Annotated in this window: 18 protein-coding genes and 1 pseudogene; 3 read left to right on the top strand and 16 right to left on the bottom strand. The window is 70.9% G+C overall.

The features are described from left to right. The first annotated feature begins 239 nt into the window (after positions 1-239). Positions 240-1859, top strand: coding sequence for a malate synthase A (gene aceB / locus ABT001_RS12540; RefSeq protein ID WP_351275888.1), 1620 nt, complete (start codon positions 240-242; stop codon positions 1857-1859). A gap of 92 nt (positions 1860-1951) precedes the next feature. On the opposite strand, the gene ABT001_RS12535 is transcribed toward aceB, so the two are convergent. Beyond that, on the bottom strand, positions 1952-2386 hold the full coding sequence (locus ABT001_RS12535) for a VOC family protein (RefSeq protein WP_351275886.1): 435 nt from the start codon (positions 2384-2386) through the stop codon (positions 1952-1954). Positions 2387-2546: 160 nt separating this feature from the next. On the opposite strand from ABT001_RS12535, the gene ABT001_RS12530 reads away from it, so the two are divergent. After that, positions 2547-3218, top strand: a complete 672-nt coding sequence (locus ABT001_RS12530) for a lysophospholipid acyltransferase family protein (RefSeq protein ID WP_351275884.1) — start codon at positions 2547-2549, stop codon at positions 3216-3218. 31 nt (positions 3219-3249) lie between these two features. Here ABT001_RS12530 and ABT001_RS12525 read toward each other — a convergent pair whose 3' ends face one another. From ABT001_RS12525 to ABT001_RS12500, 6 genes are all read right to left on the bottom strand, one after another. Next, positions 3250-4599 carry a hypothetical protein gene (locus tag ABT001_RS12525; RefSeq protein WP_351275882.1) on the bottom strand — a complete coding sequence of 450 codons (1350 nt, stop codon included), beginning with the start codon at positions 4597-4599 and terminating at the stop codon, positions 3250-3252. A 112-nt stretch (positions 4600-4711) separates the two neighbouring features. Then, complete coding sequence (locus tag ABT001_RS12520) at positions 4712-5284, bottom strand: TetR/AcrR family transcriptional regulator (RefSeq protein WP_351275880.1); 573 nt, start codon at positions 5282-5284, stop codon at positions 4712-4714. Positions 5285-5353: 69 nt separating this feature from the next. Beyond that, entirely contained in the window at positions 5354-6346 is a 993-nt protein-coding gene (locus tag ABT001_RS12515; RefSeq protein WP_351275878.1) for a fibronectin type III domain-containing protein, read from the bottom strand. A gap of 125 nt (positions 6347-6471) precedes the next feature. Next, the gene (locus ABT001_RS12510) at positions 6472-7719 is read right to left on the bottom strand and encodes an acyltransferase family protein (RefSeq protein ID WP_351275876.1); all 1248 of its coding nucleotides are present in this window, start codon (positions 7717-7719) and stop codon (positions 6472-6474) included. 78 nt (positions 7720-7797) lie between these two features. Beyond that, the gene (locus ABT001_RS12505; RefSeq protein ID WP_351275874.1) at positions 7798-9282 is read right to left on the bottom strand and encodes an FG-GAP repeat protein; all 1485 of its coding nucleotides are present in this window, start codon (positions 9280-9282) and stop codon (positions 7798-7800) included. Between the two features lie 153 nt (positions 9283-9435). Beyond that, positions 9436-10119, bottom strand: coding sequence for an alpha/beta fold hydrolase (locus ABT001_RS12500; protein WP_351275872.1), 684 nt, complete (start codon positions 10117-10119; stop codon positions 9436-9438). A gap of 167 nt (positions 10120-10286) precedes the next feature. On the opposite strand from ABT001_RS12500, the gene ABT001_RS12495 reads away from it, so the two are divergent. Further along, positions 10287-11153 (top strand): chitosanase, encoded by an 867-nt coding sequence (locus ABT001_RS12495; RefSeq protein WP_351275870.1) that lies wholly within the window; start codon positions 10287-10289, stop codon positions 11151-11153. Between the two features lie 60 nt (positions 11154-11213). Here ABT001_RS12495 and ABT001_RS12490 read toward each other — a convergent pair whose 3' ends face one another. The 9 genes and pseudogenes from ABT001_RS12490 to ABT001_RS12450 all read right to left on the bottom strand — a co-directional run bounded on the left by ABT001_RS12490 (position 11214) and on the right by ABT001_RS12450 (position 18617). After that, complete coding sequence (locus ABT001_RS12490; RefSeq protein ID WP_351275868.1) at positions 11214-12662, bottom strand: nucleobase:cation symporter-2 family protein; 1449 nt, start codon at positions 12660-12662, stop codon at positions 11214-11216. A 228-nt stretch (positions 12663-12890) separates the two neighbouring features. Further along, the gene (locus ABT001_RS12485) at positions 12891-14279 is read right to left on the bottom strand and encodes an 8-oxoguanine deaminase (protein ID WP_351275866.1); all 1389 of its coding nucleotides are present in this window, start codon (positions 14277-14279) and stop codon (positions 12891-12893) included. Positions 14280-14324: 45 nt separating this feature from the next. Continuing rightward, positions 14325-14741 (bottom strand): annotated as a pseudogene (locus ABT001_RS12480) (solute carrier family 23 protein); the annotation flags it as partial. A 283-nt stretch (positions 14742-15024) separates the two neighbouring features. Beyond that, a complete protein-coding gene (gene pucL, locus ABT001_RS12475; RefSeq protein WP_351275862.1) occupies positions 15025-15948 on the bottom strand; it encodes a factor-independent urate hydroxylase in 924 nt (307 codons plus the stop codon). Between the two features lie 8 nt (positions 15949-15956). Beyond that, a complete protein-coding gene (gene uraH / locus ABT001_RS12470) occupies positions 15957-16349 on the bottom strand; it encodes a hydroxyisourate hydrolase (RefSeq protein ID WP_351275860.1) in 393 nt (130 codons plus the stop codon). A 5-nt stretch (positions 16350-16354) separates the two neighbouring features. Further along, positions 16355-16876, bottom strand: a complete 522-nt coding sequence (uraD, locus tag ABT001_RS12465) for a 2-oxo-4-hydroxy-4-carboxy-5-ureidoimidazoline decarboxylase (protein WP_351275858.1) — start codon at positions 16874-16876, stop codon at positions 16355-16357. Positions 16877-17029: 153 nt separating this feature from the next. Further along, a complete protein-coding gene (locus ABT001_RS12460) occupies positions 17030-17407 on the bottom strand; it encodes a helix-turn-helix domain-containing protein (protein WP_351275856.1) in 378 nt (125 codons plus the stop codon). Next, complete coding sequence (locus ABT001_RS12455; protein WP_351275854.1) at positions 17404-17655, bottom strand: YkoF family thiamine-binding protein; 252 nt, start codon at positions 17653-17655, stop codon at positions 17404-17406. Before ABT001_RS12455 ends, ABT001_RS12460 begins: the two co-directional genes overlap by 4 nt. Before the next feature lie 119 nt (positions 17656-17774). Further along, positions 17775-18617 (bottom strand): GntR family transcriptional regulator, encoded by an 843-nt coding sequence (locus tag ABT001_RS12450; protein ID WP_351275852.1) that lies wholly within the window; start codon positions 18615-18617, stop codon positions 17775-17777. Between the last annotated feature and the right edge of the window lie 33 nt (positions 18618-18650).

The raw sequence follows: 18650 nt of genomic DNA, 5'->3' as shown, positions 1-18650 counted from the left end.
CCTGGCACGCCGCGCCACGACGGCGGCGCATCTGTCGACCCGGAGAGTCTCGATATCAACAAACCATTGAACTTCCACCATGAGGAAACTAATATCCACTGATCAGAAGCCCATGGTTCCGCTTCCGGTCCTCGGTGGTAGCCATGGCCGTACCTCGGAGCCCTGGCACCCCGTGCCGCACCGGGCGACCCGGCGGCCGTGGAATACCGCCGTACCACCCGCTGAAGGAGTGACAGCTCATGTCCGCACCAGCGCCGTCCCCGCTGGCCATCGTCGATGCCGAGCCCCTGCCGAGGCAGGACGAGGTCCTGACCGATGCGGCCCTCGCGTTCGTGGCCGAGCTGCACCGGCGGTTCACACCCCGGCGTGACGAGCTGCTCGCCCTCCGCGGCGAGCGCCGGGCCGAGATCGCCCGCACCTCCACGCTGGACTTCCTGCCGGAGACGGAAGCGGTCCGCGTGGACGACACCTGGAAGGTCGCCCCGGCCCCGGCCGCGCTGGACGACCGCCGGGTGGAGATCACCGGTCCGACCGACCGCAAGATGACCATCAACGCCCTCAACTCGGGCGCCAAGGTCTGGCTCGCCGACTTCGAGGACGCGTCCGCCCCCACGTGGGAGAACGTGATCACCGGCCAGCTCAACCTGATCGACGCCTACACCCGGAACATCGACTTCACCGACCCCAGGTCGGGCAAGTCCTACGCCCTGAAGCCCGCCGCCGAGCTCGCGACCGTCGTCACGCGCCCGCGCGGCTGGCACCTGAACGAGCGCCACCTCCAGCTCGACGGCTCCCCGGTGCCCGGTGCGCTGGTCGACTTCGGCCTCTACTTCTTCCACAACGCGCAGCGCCTGATCGACCTCGGCAAGGGCCCGTACTTCTACCTGCCGAAGACGGAGTCGCACCTGGAGGCCCGCCTCTGGAACGACATCTTCGTCTTCGCCCAGGACCACGTCGGCATCCCGCAGGGGACGGTCCGCGCGACCGTGCTGATCGAGACGATCACCGCCGCGTACGAGATGGAGGAGATCCTCTACGAGCTCCGCGACCACGCGTCCGGGCTGAACGCCGGCCGCTGGGACTACCTCTTCTCCATCGTCAAGAACTTCCGCGACGGCGGCTCGAAGTTCGTCCTGCCGGACCGCAACCTGGTCACGATGACCGCCCCGTTCATGCGGGCGTACACCGAACTCCTGGTCCGCACCTGCCACAAGCGCGGTGCGCACGCCATCGGCGGCATGGCGGCCTTCATCCCCTCGCGGCGCGACGCCGAGGTGAACAAGGTCGCCTTCGAGAAGGTCAAGGCCGACAAGGACCGCGAGGCGAACGACGGCTTCGACGGCTCCTGGGTCGCCCACCCCGACCTGGTCCCGATCGCGATGGCCTCCTTCGACGCGGTCCTGGGCGCGAAGCCCAACCAGAAGGACCGCCTGCGCGAGGACGTCTCCGTGGCGGCCGGCGACCTGATCGCCATCGACACGCTGGACGCGAAGCCCTCCTACGACGGCCTGCGCAACGCCGTCGCGGTCGGTATCCGTTACATCGAGGCGTGGCTGCGCGGCATGGGCGCCGTCGCCATCTTCAACCTGATGGAGGACGCCGCCACCGCCGAGATCTCTCGCTCGCAGATCTGGCAGTGGATCAACGCGGACGTGGTCTTCGAGAACGGCGAACACGCCACCGCGGACCTGGCCCGTGAGGTCGCCGCCGAGGAACTGGCCGCGATCCGCGCGGAGATCGGCGACGAGGCCTTCGCGTCCGGCAGGTGGCAGCAGGCCCACGACCTGCTGCTCCAGGTCTCACTGGACCAGGACTACGCCGACTTCCTGACGCTGCCCGCGTACGAGCAGCTGCGCTGACCCGTCCACGCCCCACGCGTAGCCCCCGGGGCCGTCGGCTCCGGGGGCTGCGCGGTCCCCGGGGAACCCGCTCCGGGGGGGGTGCAGGACGCTCAGTCGAGGCAGAACTCGTTGCCCTCGATGTCCTGCATCAGGACGCAGGACTCGTTGTCGTCGTCGGCGAGCAGCGTCCGCAAGTGCACCGCACCGAGCGCGACCAGCCGGGCGCATTCGGCCTCCAGCGTGGCGAGGCGTTCCTCACCCACGAGTCCGGTGCCGGCCCGCACGTCCAGATGCACCCGGTTCTTGACGGTCTTCCCCTCGGGAACGCGCTGGAAGAGCAGGCGCGGGCCCACACCCGAGGGATCACTGCACGCGAAGTAGACGACCTGGTCCTCGGGCGGCAGCGAGCGGTGGTGGTCCTCCCACGTGGCCCAGCCCTCCGGGACCGGCGGTACGACGTACCCCAGCACCTCGCACCAGAAACCGGCGAGGCGCGCGGGTTCCGCGCAGTCGAAGGTGACTTGGAACTGCTTGATCGATGACATCGGCACACCCTAACGGGGGCCTCCGTCACTCATCACCCGGCGAGGACAAGCGTGTTGCCGGGCAGGACCGCCCACCCCGAAGATGAGTGCGCCTACTCAGGCTCCGCGCCCTCCCCCGGCCGACGATGGGCTCAGCACCGTCGACCTCAGGAGACCGCACATGCTCAGCCGCTTCGCCGACGTACTGGTGCCCGCCGTCGGCCGCCTCACGGTCACGACCGACGCGGGAGCCTCGTTCGCCCCCGGCAGCCTCCTCGTGGCCAACCACACCTCGCTGGCCGACCCGGCCATCGTGCTCGCCGCGCTCCACCGTCTCGGGGTCCGTCCGGTCGTCATGGCGGCCGCCGGGCTGTGGCGCGTCCCGGTGCTCGGCCGCGCCCTCACCCGCGAAGGGCACATCCCCGTCCATCGCGGCGACCGGCGCGCGGCGAACGCCCTGGACGAGGCCGCCGAGGCACTCGGGCGCGGACGCCTGGTCCTGATCTACGCCGAGGGCGGCATCCCGGACCGGACGGACGCCGCGGAAGCGGCACCCGAGGCCTTCCGCAGCGGCCTGTCCCGGCTCGTCCGGCGCACCGGGGCCCCGGTGGTGCCGGTCGGCCAGGCCGGTGCCCGCCGGGTCACGTCGGGGAGCACGGCCAAGCAGCTCGCGGGCCTGTTCACGGCGCCGCTGCGCCGACCGGCACTGCACGTGCACGTGGGAGAGGCGCTCGAACTGACGGCGGACGGTGCCGCCCGGACCGAGCAGGCCCGCACAGCGGTGACGGCCGCCTGGCGCACGGCGGCCGCACAGCTCGGGGAACCCGCCGCGCTCGCCCCGCTCGCCGCGTGAGGAGCGTTCCGTTCGGGCGGGCGGCGCCCGTTCACCTGCCGGACGGGATGTCCACGTAGTCCTTGAACAGGAGCGACACGGTGTGCCGGTCTGAGGGCCAGTTCGGGACCGCGACGGTTTCGTCGACGCCACCGGTCCCGCGCATCGTCCGGACGACGGGGATGGTTCCACCGGCCTGTGCGTCCGCCGGGAGGTGCAGGTCGGTGGCCGTCAGGAAGGGGATCCGGTCGAAGGGCGGCAGCGCCGCGTCCAGGTGGCTGACTCCGTCGCATCCCTTGTCGAACACGAACAGGCCGAGGATCTGGCGTAGTTGCGGCGAGACCGCCGGGTTGAGGACATCGGTCCCGCCGATGCGGAGGCGGTCGTCGTCCGCCGTTCCGGCTCTCCACTCGCGTGCACGGACGACGGTGAGCGCCGTGTGTCCGGGGCAGGCGTCGATGGAGTCCGCGACTCCGCCCGGCGGGGAGACGAGCAGCCGCACGAAGTGGTCGCTCCGCTCGAACGGTTCGAAGTAGAAGTGGTTGGTGCGCTCGCCGGGGCGGACGAGCGCCAGCTCGTAGTGCCCGCGTCCGCTCACCGGGAGGGGGCCGAAGGCACCGTCCGCGCCGACCCGTACGACGTGCTGCGGGAGAAGGCCGGCCCGGGCGCCGGTGGCGGGGTCGAGCCGCCACACCTCCAGCCGGCCCGCCAGCCCCTTGTTCTGCGGGAAGTGCACCGCCCGGCCGGCGATCTCCACCGAGGTGGGCAGTTCGGGCAGCACCCGGGTGGTGAGCGGGGGCCTGCCGCGGAGGAACGCGTAGATGTGGCCGAAGCTCTCGGCGGAGGTGGCGCTCTCCGTGTGTCCCGCCCGGGGTTCACGGACGTTGACCGCTCCGCCGATCGACCCGTTCGGCTGGAGACCGCTCCAGATCGCGAGGGTGGGCACCCCGCCGGGCTGCGCGTCCGCCGTACGCCCGTCCAGGTTGACGTACTTCGCGACTTCGGCGGCGCGCTCCGGGACGGAGAGGTAGGCGTGCAGCACCCGCGTGCCGCGCGAGTGGGCCAGGATGTCGACCTTCGCCGCACCGGTCCGCGCCCGTACGGTGTCGACCAGTTCCTCGAGCCCGGCGATCGCGTGGTCGTCGGTGGCGCGGGAGGTGTCGTACTCGTGGGCGTACAGCAGGTCGTCGCCGTAACCGTTGCTGGAGAACCGCTTCGCCTGGGACTGCCACTGCTGGGCCGAACCCTCCTGGCCGTGCACGAAGATCACGGGATTGACCGCGGCGCGCGGTGCGGGCGCCGCCTGGGCCGGGGCCGTCAGGGCGGCGAGCGTCCCGACCAGGGACAGAAACACAGCGAGCAGCGTGGCCCGGCCCGTCCGGGCCGGCAGGGAACCGGTCATCGTGTCCTCCGAGTTGCCGTCGTCGGAGTCGGAAACTACGGGCGGCGCCGACGGGTCCACCAGTCGCCGGTCCGAGGGTGAGACAGCGGTCTCACATCCGGTCCGGCGGTGTTCAGCGGGTTTGCTGGAGTACGGCGCGGGCAGTGCGCTCGGCCAGGTCGAGGTCGGGCTGCCTGCTGCTCAGCAGCTCGGCGTACAGGGCGGATTCGACGACCCGGACATAGAGGTAGGCCAGATCGTCGATGCCGGAACGTGGCCAGAGCCGGTCCCTCTCCCCCGCTTCCAGCAGGATGCTCCGCTGGGCGTGGACGGCCCGCCTGTGCACGCATCCGCCGGTCAGCAGGCGCCGCGCCGTCTCGGGTTCGGCTCGCAGGAAGTCGCTGAAGGGGGCGGAGGCGCGCAGGGCGGTGACGAAGTACCGGGTGATCTCCAGGACGCCGTCCACACCCGTACGGGTACGCCGACGGCGCGCCCTGCCCAGGAGGTGGTCCGCCAGCTCCCACAGGACGTCGGCCAGGAGCCCGTCCCGGCTGCCGACCACCCGGTAGAGGGTGGCCCTGCTGACCGCGAGGTCCTGGGCGAGCCTGTCCATGTCCACGGTGCCGTGCTTCAGGAAGAACCCGCAGGCACCGTGCACGACGTGGCCCCGGGTGACCACCCGCCGGGAATTCCGCGCTCCTGGCATGCCGACCGCCTCCTCCGCCGGGGCCCGGTACCTTAGCGCGTGGGCACCGTCGGGGACGAGCGCCCGGCGTCACCCCGGGAGGACCACCGTGCGCTGGGCCGAGAAGTCGCCCCACGTGCCGTCGGGGAGCTTGGGCCGGATCTTGAGTGAGTAGCGGGTGCCGGGCGGGTCGGTCAGGGTGAGCCGGTACGTCGCGCGGCCGGCGGGCGGTGTGCCGCCCCAGACGATCGTGGTCGTCAGTCTTCCGTTCAGGAACAGCTGGTACGCGGGGACCGTGCCGCCGGTGTCCGGCTGGTCCCAGGAGAGGTCGACCAGGGATTCCGCACCCCGGGCCGTCGTCTCCGTCCGCAGCCCGGTGGGGGCCGTGCTGTCGGGGGCGCCCGGTGCGGACGGAGTGGTGAGGTCGAGCGGTTCACTGTCCGGTGAGGACCGGTCGGCGGCGTCGCGGGCACGGACGGTGAAGGTGTAGACGGTGCCGGGGCGCAGCCCGGTGAGCCGGGCCGTGGTTTGGGTGCCGGGGACGCTGTGGATCCTGGAGTCCTCCTGGTAGACGTCGTAGGAGGTCACCCCCACGTCGTCCGTGGAGCCGCCCCAGGACAGGGTGACCGTCCGGCCGTCGGCGGCCTCGCCCCGCAGTTCCGTCGGTCCGGTCGGCGCCTCCTCGTCGGCGGGGGCAGCGGCGGGCGTGGTGACGCGGGCGGCGGCGCTCGGGGCGGAGAGGTTCCCGGCGGCGTCGCGAGCCCTGACGGTGAAGGTGTGGGCCGTGGACGCCGTCAGCCCGTCGATGTCGGTCATCAGTTTCGCCGCGCCCACCGTGGCCGCCTTCCGGCCCTCGCGGAAGACGTCGTAGGCGGTGATGCCCTCGTTGTCGGTGGCCCGCTCCCACATGACGTGGACGGAGGTGGAGCTGCCGGCCTGCGCGGTCACCCCCTCGGGGGCTGTCGGGTTCCTGGTGTCCGCCTCGGCGGACCCACCGCAGGCGGTGAGCACGGCGAGGAGCAGCGCGGTGGAGCAGGCCGACGCGGTGCGAGCGTGGGGGCGTTGCACGGTGATGCCTTCCATCCGACAGCAATGGTCCAGACCTGTATGCCATGCGGGTGGGTGCTACGACAAGGGGCCGGATAGGAACGTTCCGCAATGTCCGTGATGGTTCCGGGTCCTGAACCGGCTGAGCGCCCCGCCCGCCCTCAGCCGGGCCGGTGCCGTCCGAAGCGGCGTGTCACAGGCGTCTCCACGTACCGGTGGAGCAGCAGCGAGCACCCCAGGGAGACCGCGAACAGGACAAGGACCAGGCCCACGCCGGTCACCGGGGAGAACGTGCGGACCGGCCCGATGAGGTGAGCGGCCGTCATGATGACGGTCAGGTGGACCATGTAGAACGCGAAGGAGATCTCCCCCAGGAACACCATCGTCCGCAGGCGGAACACCGAAGGCCTGGCGCGCAGGTCGGCGACCGCGGCGGCGGCGATGAGGGGCGCGGTGCACACGGACGCCAGCCCGCCCCTGCCCGCCAGGTACGGCTCGCACAGGCCGAGCGGATATCCGACGGCGGCCATGGCCAGGGCGGGCAGCAGCCCGATCCGAGGCCACCTGCCCGCGGTGACGATCCTGGCCAGGAGGATGCCCAGGACGAACTCGAGCGCGCGCACCGGCGGGAAGAAGTACGCGAACCACACCTGGTCGAACGAGACGGGGGCGGTCATCGAGAAGAGGGTGAGCCGTGGCTGGTCGGGCACCAGGAACCGCGCGACGAGGAACGCACCCGCGATCAGCACGGTCACCACTGCCGCCGCCGGCCACAACCACCTGGCGGGCAGGCGGCGCAGAGGGGGCAACAGGGCCGGGAACACCAGGTAGAAGAAGAACTCGCAGGACAGCGACCACCCGACCTCGTTGACGGCCAGGGCCGTCCGCAGGTTCGGGAACCACGCCTGCTGGAGCGTCAGTGACGCCAGCCGGTCGACCGCGGAGGCGGGCCGGGCCGAACCGGCCGACAGGAGGGCGGCCAGGCCGTAGGCGACCAGATGGGTGGGGCCGATCTTCGCCAGCCGGCGGCGCCAGAACGAGCGAGCCGTGTCCTCCCGCCTCGCGGTCCAGGTCAGGACGAATCCGCTCAGGACGAAGAAGAAGCCGACACCGTAGGGACCGGCGAGGGAGAAGGCCAGTTTGAGCGCTGTCCCGATCTCGCCCGGTACGAGTCGGGTGAACCACAGGACGTGCCCGGCGAAGACGAGCAGAGCGGCCACGAACCGCAGTCCCGTCAACGACGGCAGACGGGAGGGGGCCGTGGGGATCGCCTCGCGCGCGGAGAGCGGAGCGTCCGGACCGGCGCCGACGTGGCCCTCCCGGCCGGGACGCCCACGCTCGTGCGAGAACGCCGACGGGAGAGCCACGACGCGGTCTCCCGCGCCCCCGGTACCCAGGTCCGTATCCATGACAGGAGCAACGACAGCGGCGACCGTCCGTCACGTCACGTCCAGCGGGTGCCCGCGGTGATCACCCGGAGGCCGGGATCACTCGTCGATCGACGCACCGAAGCGCGCACCGGTTCCGGAAGCGCCGAGCGAGCCTCCTCCGTACGACCACGATCCGGTGCTCACCGTCCCCTCCGTGGAGGCGGCGAGCCACCAGACCACCCCGTCACCGGTGTTCTCACCGGGCGCCGCGGCCAGCAGTTCGGAGCGCCCGTCGGCGTCGGAGTCGGCGAGCCGGACCTGCCCGCCCCAGCGGTCCCCGGCCTCCGCGGTACCGGGCACACCCGCCGCGCTCTGGTCGAAGGACTTCGCGCCCACCGCGGTCAGTCCGGTCGCCGAGCCGCGCAGGATCCGCACCCCGCCCGCGTCCGCCACGGTGCCGACGTCCTCGCCGGGCACGCCCACCGCCAGATCGGCGTGGCCGTCCCCGTCGATGTCGGCGAGGGAGACATCGGCGCCGAATCCGTCGCCGAGCTCGGCGGTACCCGGCACCCCGGCGGTGTCCTGGGTCCACACCTGTACGGGACTGCCGAGTTCGTCCACGTGTTCCATACCGTCCGCGGAGCCCAGGTACACGCCGACGGATCCGCCCGTGAGCGGTTCGTTCTCGTCCTCGGGCTTGTCGGGCCTGCCGTAGACGAGGTCGTCGTAGCCGTCGCCGTCGATGTCACCGGAAGCCGTGGCGGAGCCCCCGGCGAGGCTGCAGGTGTAGGCCGGGCCGCCCGCGGCGCCCATGTACAGGAAGGACCGCGGCCTGTAGTCCTCCTCCAGGCTGCTCCCGGACACGAGCAGGTCCGCGTAGCCGTCGCCGTCGTAGTTCCCGGTGGTCAGGGAGACGGGCCGCATCGAGTGACGGCCGGGGACACCGGCGGTGTCGAGGCGGCCCGCCCCGCCCAGGGACCCGGCACCGTGGGCGAACAGGGAGACGCCCCCGCGGTCGGCCACGGCCAGGACGTCACCCGGGGTGGCCCCGGAGAGCCGGGCGGCGGCGACGGACAGGCCGAACCGGGCGTCCGGCGCGGGCACGTCCGACACCAGGGAGACGCTGCGGGCGGAGGTCAGCCCGTCCCGGGATCCGTGAAGGACCGTCACCCGTCCGGCGTCGCTCACGGAACCCTCGTCCTCACCCGGGGCGGCGACGACCGCGTCGTCGTAACCGTCGGCGTCGAGGTCCCCCGTGGCCACCGCGGTGCCGAAGCCGTCACCGGGCTCCGCCGAGCCCGGGACGCCCGCGGTCGCCTGGCCGAAGACGGCGGTGCGGACCCGGGGCACGCTGGTGGCGGTGCCCATCCCGCTCGCGGCGCCGTACTGGACGGTGACGTACCCCGCCCCCTTCCTGCCGCCGTCGGTGCCGCCCGGAGCGCCGGTCAGGACGTCGTCGTAGCCGTCGCCGTCGAAGTCGCTGTTGCGGTCATGGGCGTACGTCCCCCCGGGCGTGCCCGCGAAGGCCGCGGGCGTGAGAGCCGCACCGCCCAGCAGCAGGAACGACGCGGCGGCAACGGCCGTGGAACGTCTGTGGGTCATGATCGGCTCCCCTGTGCGGGTCAACGGTGGGTCGCGGTCACACGTTGGATCCGTGGCGCACAGGAAGGGTTGCGGCCGGCCGTCCTTCTGTGACAGAGCGGTGACGCCTCGTGCGGCGCGCTCCGCGTCCGTCGGAGGAGATGTTCGGGCCGCTCAGCTGGTGAAGAACTCGGTGATCTGCTGGGCCACCTGGTCGGCGTGCCTCTTGTGCACCTGGTGGCCGCCGCCCAGGGTGATCAGCCGGCAGTCGGGGATGAGCGACGCCATGTCCGCCAGCCGCTCCTGCGGCATACCGCTCTCCGGACCGCCCGCGATCATCAGCGTGGGAGCGACGATCTGGCCCAGCTCCTCCTCCCAACGGGGATCGGGTTCGGCGATCTGCGTCCGGACGGCAGGCAGGGCGTTCTCGTCGTAGTCCACCGGTCCCGCGGGGCGACCGTCGTCGACCAGCTGTCCCGGGAACGGCGGCGGGGTCTCGACCAGCACCAGGCGCTCCACCCGGTCCGCGTGCTCCTCGGCGAGCAGATAGGCGACCACTCCGCCCGTCGAATGGCCCACGAGGCCGACCCGGTCGAGGTCGCAGGCGTCGAGGAACTCCAGGATGTCGTCCCGCATCTGTTCGAGGCCGTACTCGTCGGGCCAGTCGCTCTCGCCGTGGCCGCGCAGATCCACGGCGTACACCCGCCACTCCTCGCCGAGAAGGGTGCCCACCGCCTCCCAGCTCAGCGACGAGGCGCCGAGACCGTGCAAGAGGACGACGGGCGAGCCGAAGGGATCGCCCCAGGTCCGATACGCCAGCCGCACTTCGCCGACGTCCACAACAGACTGATCTTCCATATCGCGAACGCTACAGGCGCCGGGCGCCCCGTCGGCACCGCCCCTCGGCCCTGTCCGGCCGAGGTGCCCGGACGCATCCGTGCACGAGGGGTTACCGTGCGCCCCGACCCCTGGTAGGAAAGTTTCCTAACAGAATATCGGAACGACGAACTCCTGATGGAGGTCCGGTGCACCACCCCCACATCAGCACCTCACGTCGCACCACCCGGTTCACCCGTACCGTCGGACTCGCCGCGCTGGCCCTCGGGCTGACGTTCACGGCGATCCCGGCCTTCGCCCTCGCCGGCGCCCCCACGCCGCCGGCCGCACACCTGGAGGCAGCCGCGACCGGCCTGGACGACCCCGCGAAGAAGGACATCGCGATGCGCCTCGTCTCCAGCGCGGAGAATTCCACGCTGGACTGGACGTCCCAGTACGACTACATCGAGGACATCGGCGACGGCCGCGGATACACCGCCGGCATCATCGGATTCTGCTCCGGCACCGGGGACATGCTCGACCTGGTGGAGCTGTACACGAAGCGCGTGCCGGGCAACGTCCTGGCGGCGTACCTGCCCGCCCTGCGCGAGGTGGACGGGACCGATTCGCACGAAGGGCTCGACCCCGGGTTCGCCGGCCACTGGGCCGAGGCCGCGTCGGACCCCGCGTTCCGGCAGGCCCAGGACGACGAGCGCGACCGGGTCTACTTCGACCCGGCGGTGCGCCAGGGCAAGGCCGACGGACTCGGCACGCTCGGCCAGTTCGCGTACTACGACGCCATCGTGATGCACGGCGGCGGCACCGACAGCGCGAGCTTCGGGGCGATCCGGCAGATGGCGTCGGAGCAGGCCGGTCCTCCGTCGCAGGGCGGTGACGAGGTCGCCTACCTCGACGCGTTCCTCGACGCGCGGGTCCGGGCGATGAAGCAGGAGGAGGCCCACTCGGACACCAGCCGGGTCGACACGGCCCAGCGGGTGTTCCTGCGGAACGGCAACCTGAATCTGGATCCGCCGCTGGACTGGCAGGTCTACGGCGACAGCTTCCACATCGGCTGACCCCGCCGCACGGGGTGCGCGTACGGGACCCGGCGAAGGGCCCGTACGCGCACCGGTGCGTCAGTTGGCTACGGGCAGGGCCATCGGGTCCTTCGGCTGTTCGCTGTACGCGGCTTCCGCCTCCGGTTCGGCGTCCGGCGTTCTGCCCCAGTGGTTGAAGGCCAGGTTCAGCACGATCGCCACCACGCAGCCGGTGGAGATGCCCGAGTCCAGGACGACGAGCAGGTCCTCGGGAAAGGCGTGGTAGAAGCCGGGCGCGGCGATCGGGACGAGCCCGACGCCGACGGCGGCCGCGACGATCAGGGCGTTCTCGCCCTTCTCCAGTGCCGCGGTGGCCAGCGTCTGGATGCCGCTCGCCGCGACCGATCCGAAGAGCACGATCCCCGCGCCGCCGAGGACCGGGAGCGGTACGAGGGCGATCACGGACGCGGCGACGGGGACCAGGCCGAGCAGCACCAGGATGACTCCGCCGGCGGCGACGACGAACCGGCTGCGCACCTTCGTCATGGCGACCAGCCCGATGTTCTGGGCGAACGCGCTGCACATGAAGCCGTTGAAGAGGGGGCTGACGGCGCTGCCCAGGGCATCCGCGCGCAGTCCGCCCTCGATGGTCCGCTCGTCCGCAGGGCGGCCGACGATCTTTCCGAGGGCCAGCATGTCGGCGGTGGACTCGGTCATGCAGACCAGCATCACGATGCACATCGAGATGATGGCGGCGATCTCGAACTGCGGTGCGCCGAAGTGGAACGGCGTCGGGAAGCCGACCAGGTCGGCGTCGCCCAGGGCCCCGAAGTCGGTGATGCCGGCGGGGATCGCGATCAGGGTGCCGATGACCAGACCGAGCAGGATGGCGATCTGCTGGAGGAAGCCCCGCAGCAGTTTGCGCAGGGCCAGCACGATGACGAGGGTGACGGCGGCCATCGTGATGTTGGTCATCGAGCCGTAGTCGTCGGCGGTCGCGGTACCGCCCTGCGCCCAGTTGAAGGCGACCGGCAGCAGCGAGACGCCGATCAGGGTGATGACGGTGCCGGTGACGACGGGTGGGAAGAACCGCACCAGTTTGCAGAAGTACGGGGCGAGGAGGAAGCCGAGGAGGCCGGCGACGATGATCGCGCCGAAGATGACGGCGATGCCGTCGTGCCCGCGGTCCTTGCCTATCGCGATCATCGGGGTCACCCCGGCGAACGAGACGCCGTTGACGAACGGCAGGCGGGCGCCGATGCGCCAGAAGCCGAGGGTCTGGAGCAGGGTGGCTATCCCCGCGGTGAAGAGGCTCGCCCCCATGAGGAAGGCGGTCTCCTTGGCGCTGAGGCCCACGGCGGGGCCCACGATCATGGGCGGGGCCACCACACCCGCGTACATCGCGGCCACGTGCTGCAGACCGCTGGTGAACATCCTGAGGGGCGGAAGGGTCTCGTCGACCGGGTGTTTTGGACCCGGTTCTCCGGCACTTCCTCCGGCTGCGTTGGCGTCGACTGCGTTCTTACGAAACCTGGGCGTAGCTGCCACGGCTTCCTCCGGTCGGGTACACGTCGGGCGACGTGGGTGTCAGGGAGGTGGTGCTGAGTGGTGCGTTGGTGCAGGTCGTACAGCTGGTGCGGGCAGCTTGGTGCTCACCTGTACGGGTGCGCGTGCGGAAGGTACGCGCACCCGCACAGGCTGCCGTGAGCCCGTGGGGGTCCACGGCGGCCGGCCGAGGGCCGTCCCCCTCGGCCGGCCTGTCGGGGGGCGGAACCGTCAGGCTCCGGCGGCGATCTGCGCCAGGCGCCTGGCCTCGTCGCGGGTCGCGCGGGCGATGGCGTCCTCGTCCACGGTGACGAGGCGGCTGTCCTCGACGACGGTTCTGCCGTTGACGAGGGAGAGGGTGACGGGGGCCGCGGCACCGAGGACCAGAGCGGTCACCGGATCGGCGATCGAGGCGTGGGCGAGGGTGTCCAGCTTCCACAGCACGAGGTCCGCGAGCTTGCCCGGTTCCAGGGAGCCGATCTCGGCGGAACGGCCGAGGGCCTGCGCGCCGCCGTATGTGCCCAGTCGCAGCGCCTGGCGCGCGTTCAGGGCCTTCTCGCGGTGGGCGCCGAGACGGTTGACGAGGAGGGCGTTGCGCAGTTCGGTGCGGAGTTCGCCGGCCTCGTTGGAGGCGGTGCCGTCGACTCCGAGCCCGACCGGGACACCGGCCGCGAGCATGTCGGGGACGCGGGCGATGCCTGCGGCGAGGCGGGCGTTGGAGGAGGGGCAGTGGGCGACGCCGGTGCCGGTGCGGGCGAAGGCGGCGATGTCGGAGTCGTTCATGTGGACGCAGTGCGCCATCCACACGTCGTCGCCGAGCCAGCCGGTGGACTCGAAGTAGTCGGTCGGGCCCATCCCGAACAGCTCCTTGCAGAACTGTTCCTCCTCGACGGTCTCCGATCCGTGGGTGTGCAGCCTGACACCGCGACGACGAGCCAACTCGGCTCCCTGACGCATGAGTTCCGTGGAGACGGAGAAGGGCGAGCAGGGGGCGACCGCGATCCGTGTCATCGCGTCGAAGGAGGTGTCGTGGTGCTCGTCGATGGTCGCCTCGGTGGCGGCGAGCGCCCCGTCGAGGGTCTCCACGGCGAAGTCCGGCGGCAGCCCGCCGTCCTTCTCGCTGCGGTCCATGGAACCGCGGGCGAGGGTGAGGCGTACGCCCATGTCCCGGGCGGCGCCGATGATCGCGCCGGACAGGTCGCCGGAACCGCGCGGGTGGACGTAGTGGTGGTCCATGGCGGTGGTGACCCCTCCTCGGACCATCATCGCCAGTGATCCCTGGGCGGCGGCGCGGACCATCGGCTCGTCGAGGCGCGCCCAGGTCGGGTACAGCGCGACCAGCCAGTCGAAGAGGTTGTGGTCGGTCGCCAGGCCCCGGGTGATCCACTGGTAGAAGTGGTGGTGGGTGTTGACGAGGCCGGGTGTGGCGAGATGGCCGGTGCCGTCGACGCGGCGTACGACGCCTTCGAGGTTCTCCGGTGCCTTGCCGGCGCCGACGGACTCGATGCGGTTGCCCGCCACGACGACGTGCCCGGAGGCGTACTCGGTGTCGTGGGCGTCGACCGTGGCGATCGAACAGTTCTCGATGACGATGCGTTGCGGGTCTGCCGAAGCTGCCATGGTGCTTCCCTCTTCTGCGTCTGGCGATGTGGGCACGGCAGGACCCTAGGAGGATTTGAGTGCCACAGCGTTACGGCTGTGGGTGCCGAGATGGTGGAAGAACAGATTGAGCAGGACCGCGACGAGCGCTCCCGCACTGATCCCGGATCCGAGCACCGTCTGCGCCCAGGAGGGGAATCCCGTGTAGAAGCCGGGGGCCGCGAGCGGGATGATGCCCGCGCCGAGGGCCACCGCCACGAGGATGATGCTGGAGCTGTCGTCGAGGCCCGCTACGGCCAGGGTCCGGATGCCGCTCACCGCGATCGAGCCGAACAGGACGATGCCGGCACCGCCGAGCACGGGCATCGGGACGAGTGAGACGACCGCGCCGAGCACGGGGAAGGCGCCCAGGACAAGCAGCGCTCCGCCGGCCGCGGCGACGACGTAGCGGCTGCGCACCCTCGTCAACGACACGACGCCGACGATCAGTCGGGTCATGCCGGCCGCGTCGAGTCCGACGGCCTGCCCGATGATGAGCGGAGGGGTGACGACGCCCGCGTACATCGCGGCGATGTGCTGGAGTGCGGCGGGTACGAGCCGCGAGGGCGGGAGCTTTTCGTCCACCGGGTGAACTGCCGTGTCGGCAGCGGTCGGTGGGGCGGTACATGGGCCTTTCGCCGGCCCCGTTGCAGGCTGTGCCATGGAATGTTCCCTCCGGGACGACCGGCCCCGCCCACGGCGGGGCGGGGACCGGTTCAGCACCGCGTCAGAGGTTGGTCATGTCGACCGGGATCTTCGGCTCGACGCCGTCCCGCAGCACCGTGGCCTCGATGAGGCCGTACGGGCGGTCGGCGGCGAAGTACACCTCGTTGTCGTTCTTGAGGCCGAAGGGCTCCAAGTCCACAAGGAAATGGTGGTTGTTGGGCAGGGAGAAGCGGATCTCGTCGATCTCGCTCCGGTTGTTGATGATGCGCGAACCCATCTGGTAAAGGGTCTGCTGGAGCGATAGGGAGTACGTCTCGGCGAAGGCCTGGAGCATGTGCTTGCGCGTCTGCTCGTAGGACTTCTCCCAGTTCGGCATGCGCTGTTCGTCGTCGGTCCAGTTGTACCTCCACCGGGCGGAGACGTCGGTCGCCAGGATGCGGTCGTACGCCTCCTTCAGCGTCGTGTACCTGTCCTTGACGTAGCCCCAGAACTCGGAGTTGGTGGAGTTCATGACGGTGAGGTCCTTGAGACCGGAGACGACCTCCCACTTCTCACCGTCGTACGTGATCTGGGAGGTGCGCGTCTCCTGGCCCTTGCGGACGAAGGAGTGCTTGACCTCGTCGGCGCCGATGAACTTCGAGTTGCCGTCGGAGGTCGCGATGCGCTCCCAGGCGTACTCCTCGATCCTGATCCGGGCCACCTTGATCGGCTCCTGCGAGCTCACGAAGTGCCGGGCGAGGTGGATGCCGAACTGTTCGGCGGACTCGATGCCGTGTTCCTTAGCGAAGGCGAACACCGTGTTCTTGGTGGTGTCGGTCGGCAGGACGTTGGCGTTGGAGCCGGAGTAGTGGACGTCGTCCATGTCGCCGGAGAGGGCGACCGAGACGTTGAGGTCCTTGATGTGGTGGGTGTCGCCGTCCCGCGTGATCCTGACGACGCGGTTCTCTGCTTTGCCGTACTGGTTCTGGCCGAGAATCGTGGGCATGTTGTCTGCTAGCTCCCTCGGTAAACGGAGTAGCCGAACGGGTTGAGCAGCAGCGGTACGTGATAGTGCTCGCCCGGGGTGACGGCGAACGCGATCGCCACCTCCGGGAAGAACGCGCCGCTGTCCCTTACGCGGGGGGCGTCCTGCTGCGCCTCGGCTTGCTTCTTCGCGGTGAAGTACGACTCGGTGTCGAAGACGAGCCGTACGTGGGTGGTTCCTTCCGGCAGGGCCGGCAGGTCTTTGCAGCGCCCGTCCGCGTCGGTCGCGGATCCGCCGAGTGTCACGTACTCCGTGCCGGAGCCGCTGCGTGCGGCGAGCGAGACGGTGACGGCTTCGGCGGGGCGGCCGATGCTGGTGTCCAGGATGTGGGTGGACACCGATGCGGTGGTGTCGGTGCTCAAGACCGTCACGCTCCTTGTTCTGGGAGGTCCTGCACGAGGTGGGTCAGCCGGATGCGGTTGATCTTGCCCAGTTCGGTGCGCACGATCTCGCGCTCCTGCTCGGGCGGGTTGCCGATCCGAGACTTCACCGCGTCGCGCATCTGTTCACCGGTGGCTCCGGTGGCACAGATCAGGAAGACGTGTCCGAACCGCTCCTGGTAGGCCAGGTTGAGTTCGAGCATCTCGGTCCTGAGTTCCTCGGACGCGCCGGCCATCCCCCGCTGTTCGCGGGCGGAGGCCGGGTCGCCAAGCTTCGGGCGGCCGATCGGCGGATGGCCGGCCATCGCCTCGGCCAGGTCCTCCGCGGTGAGCTGGGCCATGGCGGCGTCGCTCGCGGTGAACAGGGCTTCCGTGGTGGAGTACGGCCGGTGCGCGAGGACGGTCCTTCCCCACTCCGCACTGGCACACACCTCGTGCAGCGCGGCGGCGGCTTCGCCGGCCGCCAGGGTGTTGAACCGGGCGAGGCCCGGCGTGGAACTCGTAGTCACGGGAGCCTCCGTGGCTTTTTCGCTGTGCGTTGTCGGGCTGCGGATAGCTAACGCCCTCCACAACACCACGTCAACAGTTTGTTGAAATTCCATGAACGGAGAATGCCGCCACCCGGATTCCCGGGCGACGGCATTGGACCGCAATGGGAGCGGCTACTCACCCTTGGCCGTGTTGTCCCGGTTCAGGTAGTTGTAGACGGTGAACCGGCTGACCCCGAGGGCCCCGGCCACGGTCTCCACTCCGTGCCGCACGGAGAAGGCACCGCGTGCCTCAAGGGTGCGCACGACGCCCTGCTTGGCCTTCCGGTCCAGCTCGGACAGTGGCATCCCGTGCCGCCGCTCCATCGCGGTCAGGATGTGGTCGAGCGATTCGGAGAGCTGAGGGAGCCGCACCGCCACGACGTCCGCCCCCTCCCACGCGAGCACCACGTCCTCGGTGGTGGCCTGCTCGGGGTCGAGGAACTCGGCCCCCATCGCATCGACGAGCGGTTTCACCGCGGTGACCAGCGGATGGTCGGCCGGTCCGGTCACGGAGTGCCCTCCCCGACCACGTTGACCTGCAGGGAGACGCGGGTGGCGCCCGAGGCCAGGGCCTTGCGCAGCAGGGAGTCCACCGCGGTGAGGACCTGGTCGGCGCCCCCTTCGGCCGTGTTCCCGAAGGGGCCCACGTCCACCGCGTCCAGGTCGGCGGTCTGGATGACCTCGCGGGCCACCACCGCGTGAGCGGGTGCCTCGTCGAGATCGAAGGGCTCGGTGGTGAATTCCACCCTCAAGCGCACGGTGCCTCCCTCATGTCCCGCCGCGTCGGTCGGCTCGCACGGCTCGTCCCGACCCTAAGGCACCGCCTCCCGGGGCCGGGCGGGCCCCGGGAGGCGGTGCCTCGGCTCCGAAGCCCGTTTCACGGTCCGGCCTGGATGTCTCCCCGGGTCGAGGAGGCGATCGGGTCGCCGTGCGCGAAGTCCCCGGGCGGGATCCCCGGGTGGTGCCCGTCCCTGACCAGTCCGGCCGTGGCGGCGGCCGGGCCGAGCGCCAGCCTGGAGACGATCCGGTAGCGGTCGCCCCGGTAGAGCGAGTGGACGTACTCGACGGGCAGCCCGGCGGTGTCCGAGGTCAGCCGCTCGAAGAGCAGGGCGGGCGAGAGCTCGGGGACCTCCAGGAGCCGGGCCTCGGCCCGGGTGACGACGGTGGGCTCGATGGCCTGGACCGCCTCGCGGACATGTACCCCGTGGGTGTCCCGCAGGTGCTCGTAGAGATCACCGCTCTCCAGCTCCTGCGCCGACAGCCCGGGGACGAGCGCCGCCCTGATGTGCAGGTGCTCGATCGCCATCGGGGCACCGTCGACCAGGCGCAGCCGTGCGACGTACACGATCTCGTCGGCGGGCGACATCCGCAGCTTGCGGCCCACCCGGGCGCCGGCCTGGAGGGTGGTGAACTCCAGCAGCCTGCTCGACCACGCCCCGGCGGCCTGCGGCACGCTCAGGGCGAGCTCGGCCGAGACGAGCTCCTGGGTGATCTTCTCCGGTGCGACGAACATCCCCCGTCCGTGCTCACGTACGAGCAGTCCCGCGGCCACCAGCTCGTCCACGGCGGCGCGCAGGGTGGGCCGGGACACGCCGAGCCGGGCACAGAGGGCCCGCTCGGACGGGATGGAGTCCCCGGGGTTCCTGCTCTCGATCAGCTCGAGGACCGCGTCGCGCACGCGTTCCCGTTTCAGCACCGTCCCCGGTACGTCGGATTTCATGCGTCCCCCTCCGCGCGTTCCGCTCCCCTGACC

This window comes from Streptomyces sp. NPDC002793, from assembly GCF_040295485.1.
In the GTDB taxonomy this organism is placed as follows: Bacteria; Actinomycetota; Actinomycetes; order Streptomycetales; family Streptomycetaceae; genus Streptomyces.
Note: the sequence above shows the minus strand (reverse complement) of the source record. Positions and strands in the feature narration are given on the sequence as shown.

Coding starts and splice junctions, on each gene's coding strand:
- aceB (WP_351275888.1), top strand. CDS start 240: ATGTCCGCACCAGCGCCGTCCCCGCTGGCCATCGTCGATGCCGAGCCC.
- ABT001_RS12520 (WP_351275880.1), bottom strand. CDS start 5,284: ATGCCAGGAGCGCGGAATTCCCGGCGGGTGGTCACCCGGGGCCACGTC.
- pucL (WP_351275862.1), bottom strand. CDS start 15,948: ATGCCCACGATTCTCGGCCAGAACCAGTACGGCAAAGCAGAGAACCGC.
- ABT001_RS12510 (WP_351275876.1), bottom strand. CDS start 7,719: ATGGATACGGACCTGGGTACCGGGGGCGCGGGAGACCGCGTCGTGGCT.
- ABT001_RS12530 (WP_351275884.1), top strand. CDS start 2,547: ATGCTCAGCCGCTTCGCCGACGTACTGGTGCCCGCCGTCGGCCGCCTC.
- ABT001_RS12500 (WP_351275872.1), bottom strand. CDS start 10,119: ATGGAAGATCAGTCTGTTGTGGACGTCGGCGAAGTGCGGCTGGCGTAT.
- ABT001_RS12450 (WP_351275852.1), bottom strand. CDS start 18,617: ATGAAATCCGACGTACCGGGGACGGTGCTGAAACGGGAACGCGTGCGC.
- ABT001_RS12535 (WP_351275886.1), bottom strand. CDS start 2,386: ATGTCATCGATCAAGCAGTTCCAAGTCACCTTCGACTGCGCGGAACCC.
- ABT001_RS12485 (WP_351275866.1), bottom strand. CDS start 14,279: ATGGCAGCTTCGGCAGACCCGCAACGCATCGTCATCGAGAACTGTTCG.
- ABT001_RS12515 (WP_351275878.1), bottom strand. CDS start 6,346: ATGGAAGGCATCACCGTGCAACGCCCCCACGCTCGCACCGCGTCGGCC.
- ABT001_RS12525 (WP_351275882.1), bottom strand. CDS start 4,599: ATGACCGGTTCCCTGCCGGCCCGGACGGGCCGGGCCACGCTGCTCGCT.
- ABT001_RS12505 (WP_351275874.1), bottom strand. CDS start 9,282: ATGACCCACAGACGTTCCACGGCCGTTGCCGCCGCGTCGTTCCTGCTG.